Origin of the sequence: Streptomyces sp. NPDC093221 (assembly GCF_044753885.1) — a bacterium.
Classification (GTDB): domain Bacteria; phylum Actinomycetota; class Actinomycetes; order Streptomycetales; family Streptomycetaceae; genus Actinacidiphila.
In genome coordinates this window covers 324,516-343,861 of the sequence record NZ_JBIVOA010000003.1, presented here as the reverse complement: position 1 = coordinate 343,861, position 19,346 = coordinate 324,516, and the positions used below count along the sequence as shown (strand labels likewise).

13 protein-coding genes and 2 pseudogenes are annotated in these 19,346 nt (G+C 71.5%); 9 read left to right on the top strand and 6 right to left on the bottom strand.

Features of this window, described 5'->3' with window-relative positions; genetic code table 11:
* Positions 1 to 232: 232 nt before the first annotated feature.
* Positions 233 to 376 (top strand): annotated as a pseudogene (locus ACIQCJ_RS13490) (transcriptional regulator); the annotation flags it as partial.
* A 9-nt stretch (positions 377 to 385) separates the two neighbouring features.
* Here ACIQCJ_RS13490 and ACIQCJ_RS13485 read toward each other — a convergent pair.
* The 3 genes from ACIQCJ_RS13485 to ACIQCJ_RS13475 all read right to left on the bottom strand — a co-directional run bounded on the left by ACIQCJ_RS13485 (position 386) and on the right by ACIQCJ_RS13475 (position 1,888).
* Entirely contained in the window at positions 386 to 1,288 is a 903-nt protein-coding gene (locus ACIQCJ_RS13485) for a class I SAM-dependent methyltransferase (protein WP_402711433.1), read from the bottom strand.
* A gap of 62 nt (positions 1,289 to 1,350) precedes the next feature.
* Positions 1,351 to 1,698, bottom strand: a complete 348-nt coding sequence (locus ACIQCJ_RS13480) for a VOC family protein (protein ID WP_402711432.1) — start codon at positions 1,696 to 1,698, stop codon at positions 1,351 to 1,353.
* A gap of 1 nt (position 1,699) precedes the next feature.
* Positions 1,700 to 1,888 carry a ribbon-helix-helix protein, CopG family gene (locus tag ACIQCJ_RS13475; RefSeq protein ID WP_355341781.1) on the bottom strand — a complete coding sequence of 63 codons (189 nt, stop codon included), beginning with the start codon at positions 1,886 to 1,888 and terminating at the stop codon, positions 1,700 to 1,702.
* Positions 1,889 to 1,985: 97 nt separating this feature from the next.
* On the opposite strand from ACIQCJ_RS13475, the gene ACIQCJ_RS13470 reads away from it, so the two are divergent.
* Positions 1,986 to 2,900: an EamA family transporter gene (locus ACIQCJ_RS13470; protein ID WP_402711733.1), complete on the top strand. Its 915-nt coding sequence runs from the start codon at positions 1,986 to 1,988 to the stop codon at positions 2,898 to 2,900.
* Positions 2,901 to 2,942: 42 nt separating this feature from the next.
* On the opposite strand, the gene ACIQCJ_RS13465 is transcribed toward ACIQCJ_RS13470, so the two are convergent.
* Positions 2,943 to 3,491: a DUF1062 domain-containing protein gene (locus ACIQCJ_RS13465; RefSeq protein ID WP_391163156.1), complete on the bottom strand. Its 549-nt coding sequence runs from the start codon at positions 3,489 to 3,491 to the stop codon at positions 2,943 to 2,945.
* A 485-nt stretch (positions 3,492 to 3,976) separates the two neighbouring features.
* Between ACIQCJ_RS13465 and ACIQCJ_RS13460 the strand changes: the two are divergent.
* The 5 genes and pseudogenes from ACIQCJ_RS13460 to ACIQCJ_RS13440 all read left to right on the top strand — a co-directional run.
* A pseudogene (locus tag ACIQCJ_RS13460) lies at positions 3,977 to 6,310 on the top strand (GH92 family glycosyl hydrolase); the annotation flags it as partial.
* A 1,091-nt stretch (positions 6,311 to 7,401) separates the two neighbouring features.
* Positions 7,402 to 11,313, top strand: coding sequence for a GH92 family glycosyl hydrolase (locus tag ACIQCJ_RS13455; protein WP_402711431.1), 3,912 nt, complete (start codon positions 7,402 to 7,404; stop codon positions 11,311 to 11,313).
* A 226-nt stretch (positions 11,314 to 11,539) separates the two neighbouring features.
* Positions 11,540 to 13,075 carry a carotenoid oxygenase family protein gene (locus tag ACIQCJ_RS13450; RefSeq protein ID WP_402711430.1) on the top strand — a complete coding sequence of 512 codons (1,536 nt, stop codon included), beginning with the start codon at positions 11,540 to 11,542 and terminating at the stop codon, positions 13,073 to 13,075.
* A 72-nt stretch (positions 13,076 to 13,147) separates the two neighbouring features.
* The gene (locus ACIQCJ_RS13445; RefSeq protein ID WP_402711429.1) at positions 13,148 to 13,330 is read left to right on the top strand and encodes a hypothetical protein; all 183 of its coding nucleotides are present in this window, start codon (positions 13,148 to 13,150) and stop codon (positions 13,328 to 13,330) included.
* A 271-nt stretch (positions 13,331 to 13,601) separates the two neighbouring features.
* Positions 13,602 to 15,419: a hypothetical protein gene (locus ACIQCJ_RS13440; RefSeq protein WP_402711428.1), complete on the top strand. Its 1,818-nt coding sequence runs from the start codon at positions 13,602 to 13,604 to the stop codon at positions 15,417 to 15,419.
* A gap of 93 nt (positions 15,420 to 15,512) precedes the next feature.
* Here the strand turns inward: ACIQCJ_RS13440 and ACIQCJ_RS13435 are convergent, their stop codons facing one another.
* The gene (locus ACIQCJ_RS13435) at positions 15,513 to 16,343 is read right to left on the bottom strand and encodes a M55 family metallopeptidase (RefSeq protein WP_355341672.1); all 831 of its coding nucleotides are present in this window, start codon (positions 16,341 to 16,343) and stop codon (positions 15,513 to 15,515) included.
* Positions 16,340 to 17,287: an isoaspartyl peptidase/L-asparaginase gene (locus ACIQCJ_RS13430; protein ID WP_391045845.1), complete on the bottom strand. Its 948-nt coding sequence runs from the start codon at positions 17,285 to 17,287 to the stop codon at positions 16,340 to 16,342. Before ACIQCJ_RS13430 ends, ACIQCJ_RS13435 begins: the two co-directional genes overlap by 4 nt.
* 329 nt (positions 17,288 to 17,616) lie before the next feature.
* On the opposite strand from ACIQCJ_RS13430, the gene ACIQCJ_RS13425 reads away from it, so the two are divergent.
* Both ACIQCJ_RS13425 and ACIQCJ_RS13420 read left to right on the top strand, forming a co-directional pair.
* Positions 17,617 to 18,276, top strand: coding sequence for a TOPRIM nucleotidyl transferase/hydrolase domain-containing protein (locus ACIQCJ_RS13425; RefSeq protein ID WP_391045843.1), 660 nt, complete (start codon positions 17,617 to 17,619; stop codon positions 18,274 to 18,276).
* A gap of 130 nt (positions 18,277 to 18,406) precedes the next feature.
* Positions 18,407 to 19,306 carry a response regulator gene (locus tag ACIQCJ_RS13420; RefSeq protein WP_355341680.1) on the top strand — a complete coding sequence of 300 codons (900 nt, stop codon included), beginning with the start codon at positions 18,407 to 18,409 and terminating at the stop codon, positions 19,304 to 19,306.
* Positions 19,307 to 19,346 lie beyond the last annotated feature (40 nt).

Sequence of the window (19,346 nt, the reverse complement as noted above, 5' to 3'; positions counted from 1 at the left end):
CTCACTGATCTTCCTGGGCCGCCGAGCACACTACGTCGGTGTTTCGCGGCCCGTCCATACCCGTGCGGGGAGTTGTTGCCCGGCCGATCGCGGCGGATCCGGGCCGCGGAGCGGCCATGGGGGCTGTGACCAGGGAGGCGGTGGGGGCGGGGGAGGCGTCCCGCCCGGGAGGGAGAAGTGCCCTCTCAGCGGATCAGGCGGATCGAGTGCCGTGGCTCGTCCAGCCGGACCCTGGCACGCGGAGCTGTGGATCAACGACGAGGTCAGCGTAGAGACGTACCTGCGCACCTGGCGCACCCTGCGGGAATCCGCCGTGTACGGCGCCGACGCCCTTCGCGTCATCGGCGCGGCCCGGCGGGACCCGCGGGGGATCTGAGGGAGCCGGTCAGACCGTCGCGACCAGCAGCTCCTCGCCGTTGGAGGTGCGCAGGCCGTCCGGGCGGCCGGCGAAGTAGCGCTCGTTGAGGGCGGCGGCCGAGACGTGGCGGGCGTCGGTGAATCCGGCGGCGCGGGCCAGGGCCAGGATCTCGGCGGGGGCGTAGAAGCTGATGAACGGGGTGCCGGAGCCGCGGGCGCCGTTCTCCGCGGCCTGACGGACGGCGCGCTCGTCGGGTTCCATCAGGTCCAGCGGCGGCATGAACGTCATGACGACGGTGGAGCCGGGCGCGAGCGAGGCGAGGGTACGCAGGGTGGCGGCGTTGGCCTCCTTCGTGAGGTACATGCTGACCCCGGCGGAGGCCACCACCGCGGGCCGTCCGGCGTCGAATCCGGCCGTCCTCAGGTGATCCCACCAGGAACCGGCCGTCTCGAAGTCGACCGGCACCAGGCGCAGCCCGTCGCCGACGCCGTAGCCGAGTTCGGTCAGCCGCCGCCGCTTCCACTCCTGCGGCTCCGGCCGGTCGACCTCGAAGATCCGCAGCCGGTCGGCGAGATCCGGCCTGCGCTGCGCGAAGGTGTCGAGCCCCGCGCCCAGCAGCACGTACTGCCCGACGCCCTCGTCCAGCCGCTCGACGACCAGGTCCTCCACGAAGCGCGCGCGGGCCACGACACCCGCCCGGAAACGGCTGGTGCCCTCCGGGTGCATGTCCCCGCGCTCCCGCCAGCCCCCCTCGGGGTCGGCCAGCCGCAATCCGATCTCGTCCGCCAGCACATGCGGCGGCGGGTCGTGCAGCACATGGACCGCCCGCCACAGCGCGACCCGTACGGCGGTGCTGTCGGGCTCGGCCGCCGCGCCGTCGGCCTCCGGGACGGCGCGGCCCGCCGTCGATCGCTCGTGCCGCTCGCTCATGACGCGCTCCCTGTCGGTGCTGCCTGTCGCCTGGTGTGGTGCACGGCCCGCCGCGCGGACGGTCAGCTCTTCGCCGGGGCCTGGAGGCTCCACAGCCGGCCGTCCGGGTCCCGTACGGTCATCTCCCGCGTCCCGAAGTGGGTCTCCTCGAACGCCGTGACGACCTCGACGCCCGGCGCGGCCTCGAAGGCGTCCGCGTCGGCCACGGTCAGCACCATCCGCGGCGCCCGCGGCTCCTGGCTCTCCGGGATCTCGGCGATGAAGAGATACGGTCCTTCGCCGTTGCGCAATTGCCCCGAATTGTGATCGGTCGAGAACTCCAGCTCGTAGCCGAGCCCTTGGAAGAACTTGGCCGCCTTGCCCCAATTGTGCGTTTCCAGGAACACGGCCTCGATGCCCCGCGTCGTCATCTCAACTCTCCTTGTCACTCGCCCGCCGCCGCTGGTCGCGGGGCTCCGCCGCCTCGTCGAGATACGCGCGCAGCGCCTCGGCGACCAGCGCCGACAGCGACTTCTCCGACTCGATGGCGTGGTGCTTGACCTGCTTGATCAGCCCTATCGGCAGATACACGTTGAATTGCTTGACGTCGTCGTCGCCCACATCGCCCATGCTAGCAATCTAGTTCCCTAGGTCAAGCTTCCGGGAAAAACCACGCGACGCGCGGCGCCCGATCGTCGATACTCCGCGCGTGGCCACCATGAACATCGGCAGGACCGAACGCGCCCCGTACCTCCGCTTCTCGCCGGCCGCGCGGGCCCGACGCGGCTTCGGCGCGATCCCGCCGACGGCGCTGGTGCTGCTCGGCACCCTCAGCGTCCAACTGGGCTCGGCGGTGGCCACGCACCTGTTCAGCGCGGTGGGCAGCCTCGGTACGGTCGCGCTGCGGCTGTTCTTCGCCGCGGCCGTGCTGACGGCGCTGTGGCGGCCGTCGCTGCGGATGGACCGCCGGGCGTGGGCCGTGGTGATCGGCTACGGCGTCACGATCGGCGTGATGAACCTCTGCTTCTACCAGGCGCTGACCCGGCTCCCGCTCGGGATCGCGGTGACCACCGAATTCCTCGGACCGCTGACGGTGGCCCTGGCCGGGTCGCGGCGGTGGCTGGACGCCTTCTGGGCACTGCTCGCGGCGGCCGGTGTGCTCCTGCTGGTCGGGGGACGCGGCGACATCGACCTCGTCGGTTTCCTGTTCGCGCTCGCCGCCGCCGCGTGCTGGGCCGCGTACATCCCGGTCGGCGCGGCGCTGGGCCGGCACACCGCCCACGGCAACGGTCTCGCGCTGGGCATGGTCGTCGCGGCCCTGGTGGCCGTCCCGTTCGGTGTGGCCGGCGGCAGTACGGCGCTGGTCCACCCGTGGGTGCTGGCCGCCGGATTCGGCGTCGCGCTGCTGTCGTCGGTGGTCCCGTTCTCGCTGGAACTGGAGGCGCTGCGCAGGATCCCGCCGCGGGTCTTCGGCATCCTCATGAGCCTCGAACCGGCGATGGCCGCCCTCATCGGCCTGATCGTGCTCCAGGAGGCGCTGCGCTGGACGCAGTGGATCGCGGTGCTGTGCGTGGTGGCGGCCTCGGCGGGCGCCGCGCGCGGTGCCCGCCTCGACGTCACGGACGCCCCGTAGGGCCTGCGCGGCGGACCGCGCCGAACAGGCCCCCGGCAGGGCTCAGAGCTTGAGCAGGAAGGTGAAGTCGCCACCCGCCTTTCCGCTCAGGCGGTGCGCCGAGACGATCTTCCCCTCGTCGATCAGCCGCTTGACCTCGGCGCGTGAGACGCCGAGCCCGTCGGCGATCAGCCGGACGGGCCGGAGCGGGATGTGCGCCGCGAAGCGCACGGACACCTCCAGGGCCTCGTCGTCCGCGTGAGCGGGGCCGGTGATGTCGAGGCGCCAGGCGTCGGTCCAGTCGAGGGCGACGCCGTTGCGGTGCCGGACGGCCGGGTGCCGGAGCAGCTCGGCCGTCAGTCCGGGGTCGTTGGTGTGGAGCCTGTCCAGCAGGTCGGGGCGCAGGGAGCGCACGTTGACCCGCTCGAAGACCGTGAGCTTGGCGGTCTCCCCGCATCCTGCGCACAGGACGAGGAGCCAGACGTCGAGGGACTTGTGGTGCGCGTTGACCCGGAATCTGCCGCTCGCCCGGAAGCGATCGGACGGGCACGAGTGGCAACGGCGCACGACAAGAGGCGGGCAGGTGGGAGCGACCACCCAGGTTTGTGACACGAATGAACACCTGTTCGGTGAGAAAAACCGCAGCGAAAAGGGGCACGGCGCCCGGGGGCGACGTGCGACAGATCAGCGCCAGGGGTGTCTCAACAGGTGTACAACGGGGTTCCTTTGCCACGGCGACAGGTGCGGCAGCACGATAACCGTGCGTGGCGGCACGGTTCCACGGGTTTTCGCGGCCCGGCTCCCGAGGCATCCAGCCACACCGCGAATTCGCCCAACTCGGTACAAAATGCCCGCAAGGCGACCGCGTCCTCTGCCGAGTCGGTGCCGATTCAAGGGATTTGACAGACAAATACCCGCCATTGTGGGGGTATGCACCCCGTCCTTTGATCATCCTGCGCTGCGCCATTGACGCCAGGGGCTCTTCGGGCAAAGATTCCTGACGTCTCATTGGCATGTCCCCGTGCCTCCCACCACCTGTATCCCAGGTGTGCTCTGACAACGTTGTCAAACGAGTAGAGGACAAAATGACTCCACGGATGCCGCGTCTGCGCTCCGCGGCGCTGGCCGCGCTCACCGCGCTGCTCGCCGCGGGAGCGGCGACGCTGCCCGCGCAGACCGCGGCGGCCGACGGCGGTTCCGCCGCCGCCGGCGGCGATCTCACGCACCTGGTCAACCCTTTCATCGGCTCGCAGGACGACGGGAACACCTACCCCGGCGCCGCCGTGCCGTTCGGAATGGTGCAGCTCTCGCCCGACACCGGCCACAACACGGGTTACGACTACAACCAGGACCACATCCGCGGCTTCAGCTCCGTGCACCTGTCAGGCGTGGGCTGCGGGCTCGGCGGCGACCTGCCCGTACTGCCGACGACCGGTGCGATCACCGCCACCGACGATGCCGCCTACGCCGCGAAGTTCAGCCACGCCGATGAGACCGCTTCCCCCGGCTACTACAAGGTCGAGCTCGACACCGGCATCACCGCCGAACTGAGCGCCACCACCCGCACCGGCTGGCAGCGCTACACCTTCCCGGCGACCGACCAGGCCAATGTGCTGCTCAACAGCGGCCAGGCGCTGCACAAGGTGACCAGCAGCACGGTGACCGTGCTCGACGACCGAACGGTGCTGACCGCCATCACCGGCCGCGGCTTCTGCCAGGACACCCAGCCGTACACGGTCTACACCGAGACCCGCTTCGACCGGCCCTTCCAGTCGTACGGGACGTGGAGCGGCAAGACCGTGACGGCGGGCAGCCGTACCTCGACCTCCACCGGGCTCGGCGGCGCCTACGCGCGCTTCGACACCACGAAGGACCAGCAGGTCACCGCGGTCACCTCGCTGTCGTGGGTGAGCCAGGACGGCGCCGCGAAGAACCTCGCGGCCGAGGGGCGCGGCACCTTCGACACGACGGCCGCCGCCGCGCGGCAGTCCTGGCAGGACCGGCTCGGCCGGATCCGGGTGCGGGGCGGCAGCCAGGAGCAGCAGCGGACCTTCTACTCCTCGCTCTACCGCTCCTTCCTCGCGCCGAACGTCGGCAGCGACGTCGACGGCCGCTACACCGGCTGGGACGACAAGGTGCACCCGGCGGGCGGCATCACGTACTACCAGAACTGGTCGCTGTGGGACACCTACCGCACCCAGCAGCAACTGCTGTCGCTGCTCGCGCCGAGCGAGTCCCGCGACATGGCGCTGTCGCTGCTGCGCGTCGCGGACGAGGGCGGACAGCTCCCGCGCTGGGGGTACGCCACCGCCGAGACGAACATCATGACCGGCGACCCGGTGACCCCGTTCCTGGTGGACGCCTACCGGCAGGGCCTGCTCAAGGGCCATGAGGAGGAGGCGTACCGCGCGCTGAAGAAGCACGCGGACACCGTGCCGCCCGCCTCTTCGCCGTCCGCGGGCCGTCAGGCCGACGTCGAGTACCTGGCGAACGGCTATGTGCCGTACTACCCGGCGCGGCCCGGCAAGCCCGGTGACAACGACTTCCAGCACGGCCCGTCCGCGACGCTCGAATACGCGCTCGCCGACGCCGCCCTGGGCGGGATGGCGCGGTCGCTCGGCCACACCGCGGACGCCCGGCGCTATCTGACGCGAGGTCAGAACTACCGGAACATCCTCGACCCGAGCACCGGCTTCTTCCGGGCCAGGAACACCGACGGCGCCTTCGTCGGCCCGGCGGACCCCGCCTCCAGCGTCGGCTTCCACGAGGGCACGTCCTGGCAGTACATGTGGCTCGTCCCGCAGGACGTGCCGGGGATAGTGGATCTGATCGGCGGCAACGCGACCGCCAACGCCCGGCTCGACTCCTTCTTCGCCTACGACCAGTTGGTGAAGGACCCGGCGGGCACCGCGCGCGATGTCTGGGTCAACGGCCCGTACTCGTACTACAACCAGGACAAGTACAACCCGCAGAACGAGCCCGACCTCAGCTCCCCGTACACGTATCTGTCCACCGGGCAGCCGTGGAAGACCACCGACGTGGTGCACGCCGGGCTGACCCTCTTCACGGACGCGCCGAACGGCGTCACCGGCAACGACGACCTCGGCACCATGTCGTCGTGGCAGGTGCTCTCGGCGATCGGCATCTACCCGATGACGCCGGGCACCGACCTGTGGGGGCTGTCCACGCCGGTCTTCGACCGGGTCGACCTGACCCTCGACCGGCACTACTACCCGAGCGGCAGGATGACGATCACCGCGCCGGGCAGCACCGACACCAACCGGTACATCCAGTCCGCGCGGCTCGGCGGCAAGAGCCTGCGGACCACGTACATCAGCACCCGGGACATCAAGGCGGGCAAGGACCTCTCGCTCACCGTCGGCGCCAAGCCGTCGAGCTGGGGCACCGGCAAGAACGACGGGCCGCCCGCGCCCGCCCACGTGGCGGCGCCCGTACGGCACACCGCCGCGTCGCTCTCCCCGGCCGCGCCCGGCGTGCTCGCGGGCGGCCCCGGGACGGACGTGGACGTCTCCGCCGTCCTCACCGCGCCCGGCAAGGTCTCGGGCACCGTCACGGTCAGCGCGCCGCACGGGCTCACCGCGAGCCCGCGTACGAGCGGCTTCCGCGTGGACTCGGGGACGCTGCCCACCACCAAGGTGGTGCCGGTACGGATCTCCGCCCCGGCGGGCACCCCGGACGGCACCTACCAGGTCACCGTCAAGGTCACGCAGTCCGGCGGCCCCTCGGTGACCAGGACCGTCCCGGTCTCGGTCGCCACCTCGACCTGCCAGGGCGGCAGCGGGTACTGCCCGCAGGACCTGTCCGCGCAGTACGACGTGGACGGCGTCAGCACGGCGGGCGCGACCGGCGCCGACTTCGACGGCACCGGGACCAGCTTCCCCGCGGAACAGCTCCCGGCGCCGGGCCCCGGCGTGCTCGGCGGGCGGGCCTACACCTTCCCCGACACCACCGGCGCCGCGGCCAACTTCGCCACCGCGCACGGCCAGAGCGTCGCTCTCGTGCGGCGCTCCTACTCCGCGCTCGACGTGCTGCTCACCGCGCACCACGGCGACGTCACCGGCGCCGCCACCGTGCACTACTCGGACGGCACGTCCGCGCCCGTCACCCTGACCGCGACCGACTGGGCGGCCGGCGCCCCCCGGCTAGGCGAGGACGCCGCGATCCACGCCGACTCCCGCTACGACAAGCAGGGCGCGCCCGACGGTGTCGGGGTCGACATCTGGCACATCGCGGTCCCGCTGGACAGCGCGAAGACCGCCGTCTCCCTCACCCTGCCCGACGACGCCCGGCTGGCGCTGTACGCGATCAGCGGACGTGACGCGTGACGAGCGACGCCCCCGAATCCGTATCCGAACCCGCACCCGTACCCACAGCGGCACCCGCACCCGTAACAGAACGTCCCGGAGCACGACCCGGAGCCGCAAGCAGAAAGGCAACACCCATGAGACGTGGCCCACTTCGCCGCACCCTCACCAGAACATTGCTGGCAGGTGCGGTATCGATGACCCTGACCGTGCCCGCGTCCGCCGTGGCGCACGCGGACGCGGACGCGGCCAGGTCGGGCGGCGCCCCCGCCTTCACCACCTCCTTCGAGTCCGGCGACACGCAGCCCACGTGGAGCAGCACCGCCGAGACCGACGCCAAGGGCAACCCCCTGGTCTCCGGCGTGACCGCGGGCACCCTCCCGGTGCTGGCCGGCAGCGTCAAGGACAAGATCGCCGAGGTCACGGCCAGTTCGGACAATCCGCCGAACGAGGTCGCGAAGAACGCGGCCGACGAGGACGCCAACACCAAGTGGCTCACCTTCGCGAACACCGGCTGGCTCCAGTACAAGCTGTCCGAGGACGTGACGGTCAAGAAGTACGCGCTGACGTCCGCGAACGACTCGCCCGAGCGCGACCCGAAGGACTTCACCCTCCAGGGCTCCGACGACGGCAGCACCTGGACGACGGTGGACACCCGTAGCGGCGTGAAGTTCAGCGGCCGGTACAAGTCCAACATCTACGACGTCGCCGACCCCGCGCCGCACCGCTACTACCGGCTGAACGTCTCGGCCAACAACAGCGGCGACATCGTGCAGCTCGCGGACCTCATCCTGTCCGACGGCTCCCCGGCGCCGACGCCCGTCGCGGGCATGACCACCGAGATCGGCAAGGGCCCCGCCTCCGGGCCCAATGTGAAGCCGAGCGTCGGCTTCAGCGGCCTGAAGGCGCTCCAGTACTCGGGCACCCACACGAAGTCCGGCGCCGTGCACGCCTATAACAAGCTCTACGACGTGCGCATCCCCGTCAGCCGCAACACCCAGCTCTCGTACGACATATTCCCCGAGCTGACCGGCGGCGACCTGAAGTACCCGAGCACGTACGCCTCCATAGACCTGCACTTCACCGACGGCACGTACCTGAGCAAGCTGCGGACCCCGGCGCTCGACGAGTACGGCACCACGCTCAGCCCGCAGGGCCAGGGCGCGGGCAAGATCCTCTACGCCTCGCAGTGGAACGCCGTGGTCTCCGCGATCGGCAAGGTCGCGGCGGGTAAGACGATCGACCGGGTCCTGCTCGGCTACGACGACCCGGCCGGCAGCTCCGAGGCGGGCGCGTCCACCCAGTTCAAGGGCTGGATCGACGACCTGACGATCGGCGCCGCCCCGGCGCCCACCGCCAAGAGCTACGCCGAGCACGTCGACACCCGGCGCGGCACCAACGCCTCCGGCTCCTTCTCGCGCGGCAACAACCTGCCGCTGACCGCGGTCCCGAACGGCTTCAACTTCTTCACGCCGGTCACCGACGCGGGTTCGACGAGCTGGGAGTACAGCTACGCGGCCCAGAACAACGCCGACAACCTGCCGACGCTCCAGGCGCTCGGCATCAGCCACGAGCCCAGCCCGTGGATGGGCGACCGCGACACCTTCCAGGTGATGCCGTCCGCGGTGTCCGGCACCCCGGACCTGAACCGGAGCAAGCGGGCGCTGGCCTTCGACCACAAGGACGAGGTCGCGCAGCCGCACTACTACGGCGTCACGTTCAAGAACGGCGTGAAGGCCGAGATAGCACCGACCGACCACTCCGCCGTCTACCGCTTCACCTTCCCCGGTGACAACGGCGACCTGCTCTTCGACAACGTGAACAACAACGGCGGCCTGACCTTCGACGCCGCCAAGGGCACCCTGGACGGCTTCTCGGACGTCAACATCGGCGGCGGCGAGGCCGCGACGCGGATGTTCGTGCACGCCGAGTTCGACCGGACCCCCGGCACGGCCACCAAGGTCACCGGACAGGGCCGCGACAACGTCACCGGCTACGCGCAGTTCGACACGTCCAAGAGCAAGACCGTGACGATGCGCCTGGCCACCTCGTTCATCAGCGCCGACCAGGCGAAGAAGAACCTGGACCTGGAGATCCCGCAGGGCACGTCCTTCGACAGCGTCAAGAAGAGCGCCGAGCGGCTGTGGAACGCCAAGCTGGGCAAGGTCGAGGTCCAGGGCGCCAGCGACGACCAGCTCACCACGCTGTACTCGAACCTGTACCGGATGAACCTGTACCCCAACTCCGGTTCCGAGAACACCGGTACGGCCAAGAAGCCGGTGTACAAGTACGCCAGCCCGTTCTCCAAGGCCACCGGCAGCAACACGCCCACCGAGACCGGCGCGAAGATCGTGGACGGCAAGGTCTACGTCAACAACGGCTTCTGGGACACCTACCGCACCGAGTGGCCCGCCTACTCGCTGCTGGAGTCGAAGACCGCGGGTGAACTCGCCGACGGCTTCGTGCAGCAGTACAAGGACGGCGGCTGGATCTCGCGCTGGTCCTCGCCGGGCTACGCCGACCTGATGACCGGCACCAGCTCCGACGTCGCCTTCGCGGACGCCTTCGCCAAGGGCGTGGAGAACTTCGACGCCAAGGCCGCCTACGAGGCCGCGGTCAAGAACGCCACCGTGTTCCCGACCGCGGGCGGTGTCGGCCGCAAGGGCCTGGACACCTCGGTGTTCACCGGGTACACCAACACCTCGGTCGACGGCAGCGTCTCGTGGTCGCTGGACGGCTACATCAACGACTACGGCATCGCCACCATGGCCGCCAAGCTCGCCAAGGACCCGCACACCTCCAAGGCCGACCGGCAGCGCTACCAGGAGGAGTCCGCGTACTTCCTGGGCCGCGCGCAGAACTACACCAACCTGTTCAACACCGGTGTCGGCTTCTTCGAGGGCCGCAAGGCCGACGGCTCGTGGCGCGTCCCGGACGCCCAGTACGACCCGCAGCAGTGGGGCAACGAGTACACCGAGACCAACGCCTGGAACTACGCCTTCACGGTGCCGCAGGACCCGAACGGCCTCGCCGCGCTCTACGGCGGCCAGAAGGGCCTGGAGAAGAAGCTCGACGCGTTCTTCAACACCCAGGAGACCGCCGACGGTGACGCGGGCGGCTACGGCGGCACCATCCACGAGATGCTGGAGGCTCGCGACGTCCGGATGGGTGAACTCGGCCTGAGCAACCAGCCGTCGTTCGCCATCCCCTACATGTACGACTACGCGGGCGACCCGGCCAAGACCCAGGCCGTCGTGCGCGAGGCCACCCGGCGGCTGTTCACGGGCAGCTCGATCGGCCAGGGCTTCCCCGGTGACGAGGACAACGGCGCCACCGCCACCTGGCAGATCTTCAGCGCGCTGGGCTTCTACCCGCTTCAGGTCGGCAGCGACAACTACGTGATCGGCTCCCCGCTGTTCACCAAGGCGACGGTCCACCTGGACAACGGCAAGAGCATCGTCGTCAACGCGCCGAACAACAGCAGCAGCAACATCTACGTGCAGTCGCTGAAGGTCAACGGCAAGGCGTGGAACAAGGTGTACCTGACGCAGAGCCAGCTCTCGTCCGGTGCGCGCCTGGACTTCACCATGGGCTCCAAGCCGTCCAAGTGGGGCACGGGCAAGAACGCGCTGCCCGCGTCGCTGACCCCGGCGGGCAAGGCGCCGCAGCCGCTGGCGGACCTGACAGGGCCCGACCTCGGCACCGCGACGTCCGCTGACGGCACTGATGTCGCCGCGCTCTTCGACAACACCTCGAAGACCGGGGTGACCTTCCCCGCCGCCGACCCGACGGTGCAGTACGCCTTCACCGGGAGCTCGGCGAAGAAGCAGGCCGGTTTCTACACCCTGACCTCCGGCAGCACCGCGGCCCAGGACCCGAAGAGCTGGCAGCTCCAGGGCACCACCGACGGCAAGCACTGGAGCACGCTGGACTCCAGGAGCGGCGAGAGCTTCGACAGCCGCCTCCAGACCCGGCCGTTCCAGATAGCCCACCCCGGCGCGTACTCCACGTACCGCCTGGTGGTGACCGCCAACAACGGTGCCGCGTCCACGACGCTGACCGAGGTGGAACTGCTGGCACAGCAGGGGCAGGGAGGCCACGGGCACTGACCGGCAGGTCCGTACGACCCGTGTGAGACCGGGGGCCGCGACACCATGTCGCGGCCCCCGGCCCCGGTTCTTCGGCGCCCGCATCAGGGATGTCCCGGTGGGGCTGCCCCCACCCCCGTTCGGGCGCGGGCCGCAGTGACCCGGAACCCCGCGGCGCGGGAGGGTCGTTGAAGGCGCCGCGGTCGCGGCGACCTGACCGGAGAGCGGGAGACGGGGAGTCGGACCGATGACGGATTTCACGCGGTGCACGCGACGGACGATGTTGCGCGGGGGCGCGGCGGCGGCGATCGGCGGGGCGGTCGCCCTGAGCGGCGCGGGCGTCGCCGAGGCCCGCTCGGACGGGCGGCGGACCGGGACCGGCGCCGCGCGCCGCGGCACCGTGCCCTACCCCTTCCTCAAGGGCGCGTTCGCACCGGCCACCGAGGAGGTCACCGCCTTCAACCTGCCGGTGACCGGCCGCGTCCCGGCCGCACTCGACGGCCGCTATCTGCGCAACGGCCCCAATGTGCTGGGCCTGGAGGACCCGCGGACCCACCATTGGATGCTCGGCCAGGGCATGGTGCACGGCGTACGCCTCAGGGACGGCCGCGCCGAGTGGTACCGCAACCGGTGGGTGAGGTCGGCGGGCGTCGCCGCGCAACTGGGGGAGCCCTACCACGGCCCCGTGCCCGACGACGACTTCGCCAACAACACGCACGTGATCCCGTACAAGGGCAAGCTCCTCGCGGTCCAGGAGAGCGGCCCGGCGCCGTACGAACTCGACGAGGAGCTGAACACCGTCCGCCCGTACGACTTCGGCGGCACGCTCAGCGGGGCGTTCACCGCGCACACCAAGTACGACGAGCGGGCGGACGAACTGCACGCGATCACGTACTACCCGACCTGGGACCACGTACGGCACCTGGTGATCGACCACACGGGGAAGGTCGTACGGACCACGAGGATTCCGGTCGCGGACAGCCCGATGATGCACGACTTCGCGCTCACCGAGCGGTATGTGATCATCTTCGACACCCCGGTGACCTTCGACGCGGCGGCGGCCGAGGCGGGCGCGATCGTGCCGTACGTCTGGAACGACAAGCACCCGGCGCGGGTCGGGGTGATGCCGCGCCGGGGCGGCCGGGTCCGCTGGTTCGAGGCCGACCCCGGCTCGTACTACTCGCACACGCTCAACGCCTACGACGACGGGCACTCGGTGGTCGTCGACTTCATCACCTTCCCCGCGCCGTTCTTCGCGGCGGGCCGCGGCACCCTCGGCGACGGCCCCTCGGCGCTGGGCACTCCCAGGCTCGACCGGCTGACGATCGACCTGGAGCGCGGCCGGGCCCGCCCGCGGCGGATCGACGACCGCCCGCAGGAGTTCCCCCGCATCCGCGAGAGCCTGGTCTCGCGCCGCCACCGCTACGGTTACGCCGCCACGGCCGCCGCGATGTGGACGGCGTACGAGACGCTGGACGGCGTGCCGCCCGACACCCACTTCGGCAACGCGCTCATCAAGCACGACCTGCTGCGCGGCACCACCCAGACGCACCGCTTCCCGAAGGACGCGGCCGTCAGCGAGCCGGTCTTCGTCCCCGCGCACGAGCATGCCAAGGCCGAGGACGACGGTTACGTCCTGTCCTACGTCCACAACCCCGACCGGGGCGCGGCCGACCTCGTCATCCTGTCCGCCCAGGACTTCACGGCCGCCCCGCTGGCCAGGATCCATCTCCCGGCCACCATTCCGCTCGGCCTGCACGGGAGTTGGGTGCCGACGGTCTGACGGGGGAGAGCGGCGACGGTCTGACGGGGGAGGCGGCGCGCGGTCCGCACCGCCGCCCTCGGCTGTGCCCCCATGCTGGCGTCCGCCGTCGTGCTCGGCGCGGTCGTCGGCGTCGGCAGCGGCCTCACCGTCGCCGCCTGGGGCTCCGGGGTTCTCTTCGCGGCCTTCGCCGCCGTCTGTCTTCTGGCCGCGTCCGTCGCCCTCGCCTTCACGACGCTGCGCCGCGTCGGCCTCGGGACCCCGCACGGGGTGTGATCCAACTCGCTTGTGGCGTATGCCCCCGGCCCCCGATACTGGCCGTACACGGAGCGGCACGTACAGCAGCACGCGGAGCTGTGCGCGCACGCGCAGAAGAGCACGCATACCGCACGGGCGGGTACGCGCGTGTCCCGCGCCGAGCGGGAACTGCCGCGTCGGCACCCGCGTCTTGTCCTCCAGCGGCCGGACGCACGGGCGCGCCCGCGGTGGGGTGGGGAAGCGCGACGGGCGGTGATCCCGTCCGCGCAGGAGCAGGGGGGAATTCGCCATGACCTGGGACCAGCGGGACGGAGCGGACGCCAGCGGTACGCCGGGCGGCGGCGGGAGACCGGACGGCGCCGACGCGCCGGGCGTTGACGGCACACCAGGCGCGGGCAGTACGCCGAGCGCCGGCGACACACCGAGCGGCAGCGGCACACCGGGCAACGGCGGCGCGCCGGAGGGCTTCGGGCCCCCGCCGCCGCCCGCGCCACCGGCCTGGCTGCCGCGGCAGCCCGCCGCGCCGCCCGGCATCCCGTCCGGATATCCGTCCGGCTACGCGCCCGGGTTCCCGGCCGGCCCGCCCGCACCACCGGCGCCGCCGCCCGCACCGGCGAACGCGCTGCGGGCCGTCGCCGTCGGCCTGCTCAATCTCAGCGGCCTCGGCATCGGTTACGCGCTGACCCGCCGCTGGTTGGCCACGGCGGCCTGCCTGGTCGCGACCGGCGTCCTGCTCTTCGTCGCGCTGCCCGCGACGGCGGACGGCGTGTCCGGCGGCGTCGTCGTCGCCTACGCCGTCTTCCTCGTCCTCGCGGCCGCGCACGGCGCCTATCGCGGCCTGCGCACCCCGCTGTCCTGGCCGCCGCGGACGCCCGTCGCGATCGTGCTCGGCCTCGTGCTGCTCGCCGCGCCCGTCGGCGGCGTCGTCTACTACGACGGCGCGCGCGACGAGGCCACCCAGAAGATGCTGCTCGACCGCCTCGACACCGCCGACCAGCTCGTCCAGGCGGCCAAGAGCAAGCCGTTCGACGAGGCGCGCACCGACTACACCACGGCGCTGGCCGCGTACCGCGACCTCAGCGACCACCACGGCGGCTCCCGCGCCGCCAAGCGCGTACCCGACCGGCTGACCACGTACTACACGGCGGTCGGCACGCCCTACGAGCAGAAGAGGTACTGCGACGCCATCGAGCCGCTGAAGTACCTGCGGACCGTGCCCGAGCACTTCGACAGGAAGGCCCTCGGCACGCTGACCGGATGGCCGGACGACCGCCTCGCGACCTCGCTGTACGCGTGCGGTACGGCCGACCTGGCCGACGCGAGCGGCGCGGAGGCGAAGGACGGGTACCTGAGCGACCTGCTCTCCACGTACCCCAAGTCGCCGCAGGCCGCGAAGGTCGAGCCCGCCTTCAAGTCGACCATCGACGCGGCGGCCAGGGACCTGAACGGCGGCGACCCGTGCGCGGCCACCGACAAGGTGCGCGCCCTCGGCGTGCGCGCGGGCAACCTCAAGGGCGGGGACGCGGGCGTGGCCGCGGCCTTCGACAAGGACGCCCGCCGGGCCGACACCTATGTGCAGTCGGGCAGTTACACCTGCGCCGTCCACGAGTACAAGGGCGGCGACTTCAGCAGCGCGCTGGACAAGATCCGCGACTTCGTGAAGAAGTACCCGCGCGACAAGAACACCGCGTACGCCAAGAAGCTCGCCATCGCCGCCGAGGTCGCCGTGACGGTGCCCGCCGCGGGCAAGCGCATGCCGACCGAGGACTCCGGCGGCAGCATCTCCGTGACGGTCAGCAACGACAGCCCCGACCAGGTCGAGGTGCTGTTCACCGGACCGGTGACCGGCAGCTTCACGCTCAAGGGCTGCGGCGCCTGCAAGACGTACTCCAGCCAGGCGTCGGCGCAGACCTCGGCGTGCAACAACAGCGGCAGGAACTACCCGAAGAAGACGCTGAATCTGCCGGTCGGCACCACGTACTTCCTGCACAAGTCGACCAGTTCCGGCGACTCCGCGACGCCCGGCAGCGACACGGTCAAGCTCCGCAGCGGCTACATCTACACGGAGTGCGCCTATGTGGTGCGCGATTCGGCGCTGAGTTTCTGAGGCGCGGGTTTCCGAACCAGTAGGCCGTGGGCGGTTGACGGCCCGCGACCCGCGCGGACACGGCGGGGCCCGGACGACCGGGCCCCGCCGTCGTCACTCCGCGATGCCGCGCGTCAGCAGCACGACGGTCACGAAGGTGCGGTAGAGCCGCACCGGATCCTCGTCGGTCATCCGTACCGTCACCGCGTCCGCCGGATCCCGCTCGACGCCCGTGATCCAGGTCGCCATCTCCGCCAGGTCCGGATTGCGCATCCGCACCGTCAGCGTCGCGGGCAGCGCGATGTCCGGCAGGGCCGCCGACGGCAGCCCCTCGACCGCCCTGCGGGCGGCGTCCCGGATCACCTCGCGCGCCTCCTCCGGGTGCAGGCTGTCGGCCGCGAACCGCGACACCGACGACTTCACGACCGCGCCCACCGCGCCGGGACAGAACGGCTCCAGCTCGGCGGCCGTCGTCGCGTCCCCGGTGACCAGCAGCACCGGCACCCCGTGCCCGAGCGCGACCAGCGCGTTGATCCCGCTCTCGCCCGCGACGACCCCGTTGAGCCGCACCTCGCTGATCGCCGCCGGGTTGTACGTGTGCGACAGCGTGGCCCGCTCGCCCGACATCGAGCCGTGGTACGAGACGAAGAAGACCCCGTCGTACGAGGAGTCCAGGCCCTGCATCATGTACAGCGGCTTGTGGCGGCCGGACAGATAGCGGGCCCGCCCGGCCAGTTCGTCCGGGCGCAGATTGGCCATCGTGGAGTGCGAGTCGTTGACCAGGAACGCGTTCGCGCCACCCGCTTCCGCGCCCTCGATCGAGGCGTTGACCTCCGCCTGGAGCAGCGTGCGGTAGTACGCGTACTCGGGCTGCCCAGGACGGCACTGCGACCAGTCGACGACGCCCGCCGTGCCCTCCATGTCGGAGGAGACGAAGATCTTCACAGCACGGTCCGGGGGCGGAATTCGGGCTCGGTCGACGCGTCGGTCATCAACGCGTAGACGCTGCCCTCCTGTCCGGCCGCGCCGCCGTGCCTGCCGTCGGGGGTCAGGGCCAGCGCGCGCAGCTCGGAGCGGAACTCGTCCGGCAGGGTGGCCGCGTCGGCGAGCGCGTCCCGGCACGCGTCGGACGGATCGAGCCCCGCCGCCAGCAGGTCGACGATCGTACGGGCGGTGCCGCCGCGCATGCTCAGCTCGCCGCGGCCGGTGCAGGCGGCGCCACCGGAGCGCAGATCGCACCAGTTGCCCGCGCCGGGCAGCGCGGAGTCGCCGACCCTGCCGGGGTACTTGTACGGATAGCCGGAGGTCGAGACCCCGACGCACATCTCGCCCGACGCGTCCAGCGCGATGATGTTGATCGTGCCCCAGGGGCCGTCGTGCGGGGCCAGCCGGCGGATCAGCGCGAGCGCGCTCTCCCGGTAGCGGGCGTCGCCGTCGGTCGCCGCGGTGTTCTCGCCCTCCACCGACTCCTGGGAGTCGGCGACCTGCTTGCGCCACTGCTCGCGCGAGGCGTCCGTCAGCAGGTCCGCGGTGTCGAAGCCGCACTCCCGCGCGAACAGCGCGGCGCCCTCGCCGACCAGCAGGCTGTGCTGCGGCAGTCTCTCCAGCACCGCGCGGGCCACCGAGATCGGGTTCGGGTACCCCTTGAGCGCGCCCACCGCGCCGAACTGCCGCCCGGAGCCCAGCATCAGGGAGGCGTCCAGCTCCACCACGCCCTGCGCGTTGGGCAGTCCCGCGGTGCCCACGTAATGGTCCGCCGGATTGTCCTCGCAGCGGCGCATCGCGGCCTCGACCGCGTCCAGCGCCGAGCCGCCGCGCCGCAGCACGTCCATCCCGGTCGGCAGTCCGACCTCGCTGCGCTCACTGCCGATGATCACCGCTTCGGGCATGTTCCTCCTGTCCGGTGCCTGACCGGCCGGAGCCCCCGTCGTATGGGGGTTCCCGCCGCTTCGCCCGTCCGACCTGCGTATACGCGCCCGCGTCTACGCAGCGCCGGACGTCTGCGCAGTCTGGCACCAGCCGCCCGCGCCGCGGTACCCGGCCTCGCCGGGACCGGTGAAGGGACCTTGGGCGGACCCCGGTCCCACGCTCCGCCCGCGCTCCGACCGGGGCCGCGCCGGGACCGCTCCGGTCGCTCCGACCGGGACCCCGCCGGGGCCGCCGTCCGCCGTGAAAAACCATGCGGGGCCCGCCGCGCACCGGGGGGAGACTGGGCCGCGTGGACACGATGACGCGCTTCGGCCTGGCGGTGGTGGAGTGGGCCGCGGGCGGTACGGGAGCCGCGGCGGCCGAGGCGGCGGCGCGCGAGCTGGCCGCGGCCACGCACGTGAGGACCGCGGTGCTGGTCGAGGGGACCAGCGACCAGGCGGCGGTGGAGGCGCTCGCGGTCCGGCGCGGCCGGGACCTGGCCGCCGAGGGAACGGTCGTCGTGCCGCTCGGCGGCGCCATGAGCATCGGACGCTTCCTGAGCCTGGTCGGCCCCGAAGGGCTCGACCTGGCGCTGGCGGGCCTGTGCGACGAGGCGGAGGAGGGTTACTTCCTGCGCGCCCTGGACCGCGCGGGCGTCGGCTCGCCCCGCGACCGTCCGCAGATGGAGGCGCTCGGCTTCCACGTCTGCGTCGCGGACCTGGAGGAGGAACTGATCCGGTCCCTGGGCACCGACGCGGTACGGGAGGTCGCGGCCGAACTGGGCGAGGCGCGCTCCTTCCGGATCTTCCAGAAGCAGCCCGCGCAGCGTGAGCGCCCGGTCGACCGCCAGCTCCGGCGCTTCATCGGCACCCACAGCGGACGCAAGTCGCAGTACGCGCACGCGCTGGTCGACGCGCTGGAGCCGCACCAGGTCCCGCGCCCGCTGGACAGGCTGCTCGCGCACATCTGACCGCGCACCGCTCCTGCGGACAGAGCCACGCATACGGTGACGGATTCGTCGCGTCCGCACGCCCTCCGTGCCCGCGCCCCTGGACAACCAATGTTGTCATGATGTCGATCTCCTCCCTAGGATGCGGAGCATGCCGATCCCCGTGACGGCCACCGAACCAGGCGGCCGGGAGCAGTCCGCGGCCGTCCCCGCCCCTCCCGCCGAGGCCGCGGGACCCGGTCGAGCCGCTGAGCCCACCGCTTCCGTCGAGCGGGCCATGACCGGCCTGACCGACGCCGCCGTACGCGACCTCGTCGGTGAACTGGCCGCGCGATTCGACGAGTTGGCGCCGGGCGACACGTCGTGGGGGCAGCACCCCGAGCCCGCCGCCGCGCCGCTGAACCGGCTGCGCGTGCTGGCCCATCTCATGCGTGCCGTCGACCGGTGCGCGGCGCAGGAGGCCGCGGCCGCGGTCCGGCTCGGCGCGAACTACCCGCGGCTCGGCCAGGCGTGGGGCATCACCCGGCAGGGCGCCCGGCGGCGCTGGCCAGGACTCGTCTTCACCTCGAATCCCCCCTCGAGGCCCCTCATGATCAGGAGCGACCCGATGAACGCCCTCACCCCGCGCCGCACATACAGCGTCCTGCTGGTCGAGGACGACCCCGCGGACGCCCTGCTCATCGAGGACGCGCTGTCCGAGGGCGGCATGACCCGGCAGCTCTCGCACGTCGGCGACGGCATCGAGGCGCTGGAGTACCTGCGCGACCCGGAGCACGAGCGCCCCGACCTGATCGTGCTCGACCTCAACATGCCGCGCATGAACGGCCGCGAATTCCTCGCCGTCCTGCGGGACGACGACGAATTGGGCTCCATTCCGCTGGTCGTGCTGACCACCTCGGCGGCGCCGGACGACATCGCCGACGCCTACCAGAAGCACGCCAACGCGTATGTGACGAAGCCGGTCAATCTGGACGATTTCCTTGAGGCCGTGCAGCGCATCGACGCCTTCTTCCTGGAGACCTCCGCCACGCTGCCCGCGCCCGGCGAATAACCGCTCGGACCCGTCCCGCACCCCCGCATAGGGTGCGGGA

Bases quoted from the DNA above. Each gene is read 5' to 3' on its own strand.
- ACIQCJ_RS13485 (WP_402711433.1), bottom strand. From the start codon at position 1,288: ATGAGCGAGCGGCACGAGCGATCGACGGCGGGCCGCGCCGTCCCGGAG.
- ACIQCJ_RS13480 (WP_402711432.1), bottom strand. From the start codon at position 1,698: ATGACGACGCGGGGCATCGAGGCCGTGTTCCTGGAAACGCACAATTGG.
- ACIQCJ_RS13470 (WP_402711733.1), top strand. From the start codon at position 1,986: ATGAACATCGGCAGGACCGAACGCGCCCCGTACCTCCGCTTCTCGCCG.
- ACIQCJ_RS13455 (WP_402711431.1), top strand. From the start codon at position 7,402: ATGACCCTGACCGTGCCCGCGTCCGCCGTGGCGCACGCGGACGCGGAC.
- ACIQCJ_RS13450 (WP_402711430.1), top strand. From the start codon at position 11,540: ATGACGGATTTCACGCGGTGCACGCGACGGACGATGTTGCGCGGGGGC.
- ACIQCJ_RS13445 (WP_402711429.1), top strand. From the start codon at position 13,148: ATGCTGGCGTCCGCCGTCGTGCTCGGCGCGGTCGTCGGCGTCGGCAGC.
- ACIQCJ_RS13440 (WP_402711428.1), top strand. From the start codon at position 13,602: ATGACCTGGGACCAGCGGGACGGAGCGGACGCCAGCGGTACGCCGGGC.
- ACIQCJ_RS13430 (WP_391045845.1), bottom strand. From the start codon at position 17,287: ATGCCCGAAGCGGTGATCATCGGCAGTGAGCGCAGCGAGGTCGGACTG.
- ACIQCJ_RS13420 (WP_355341680.1), top strand. From the start codon at position 18,407: ATGCCGATCCCCGTGACGGCCACCGAACCAGGCGGCCGGGAGCAGTCC.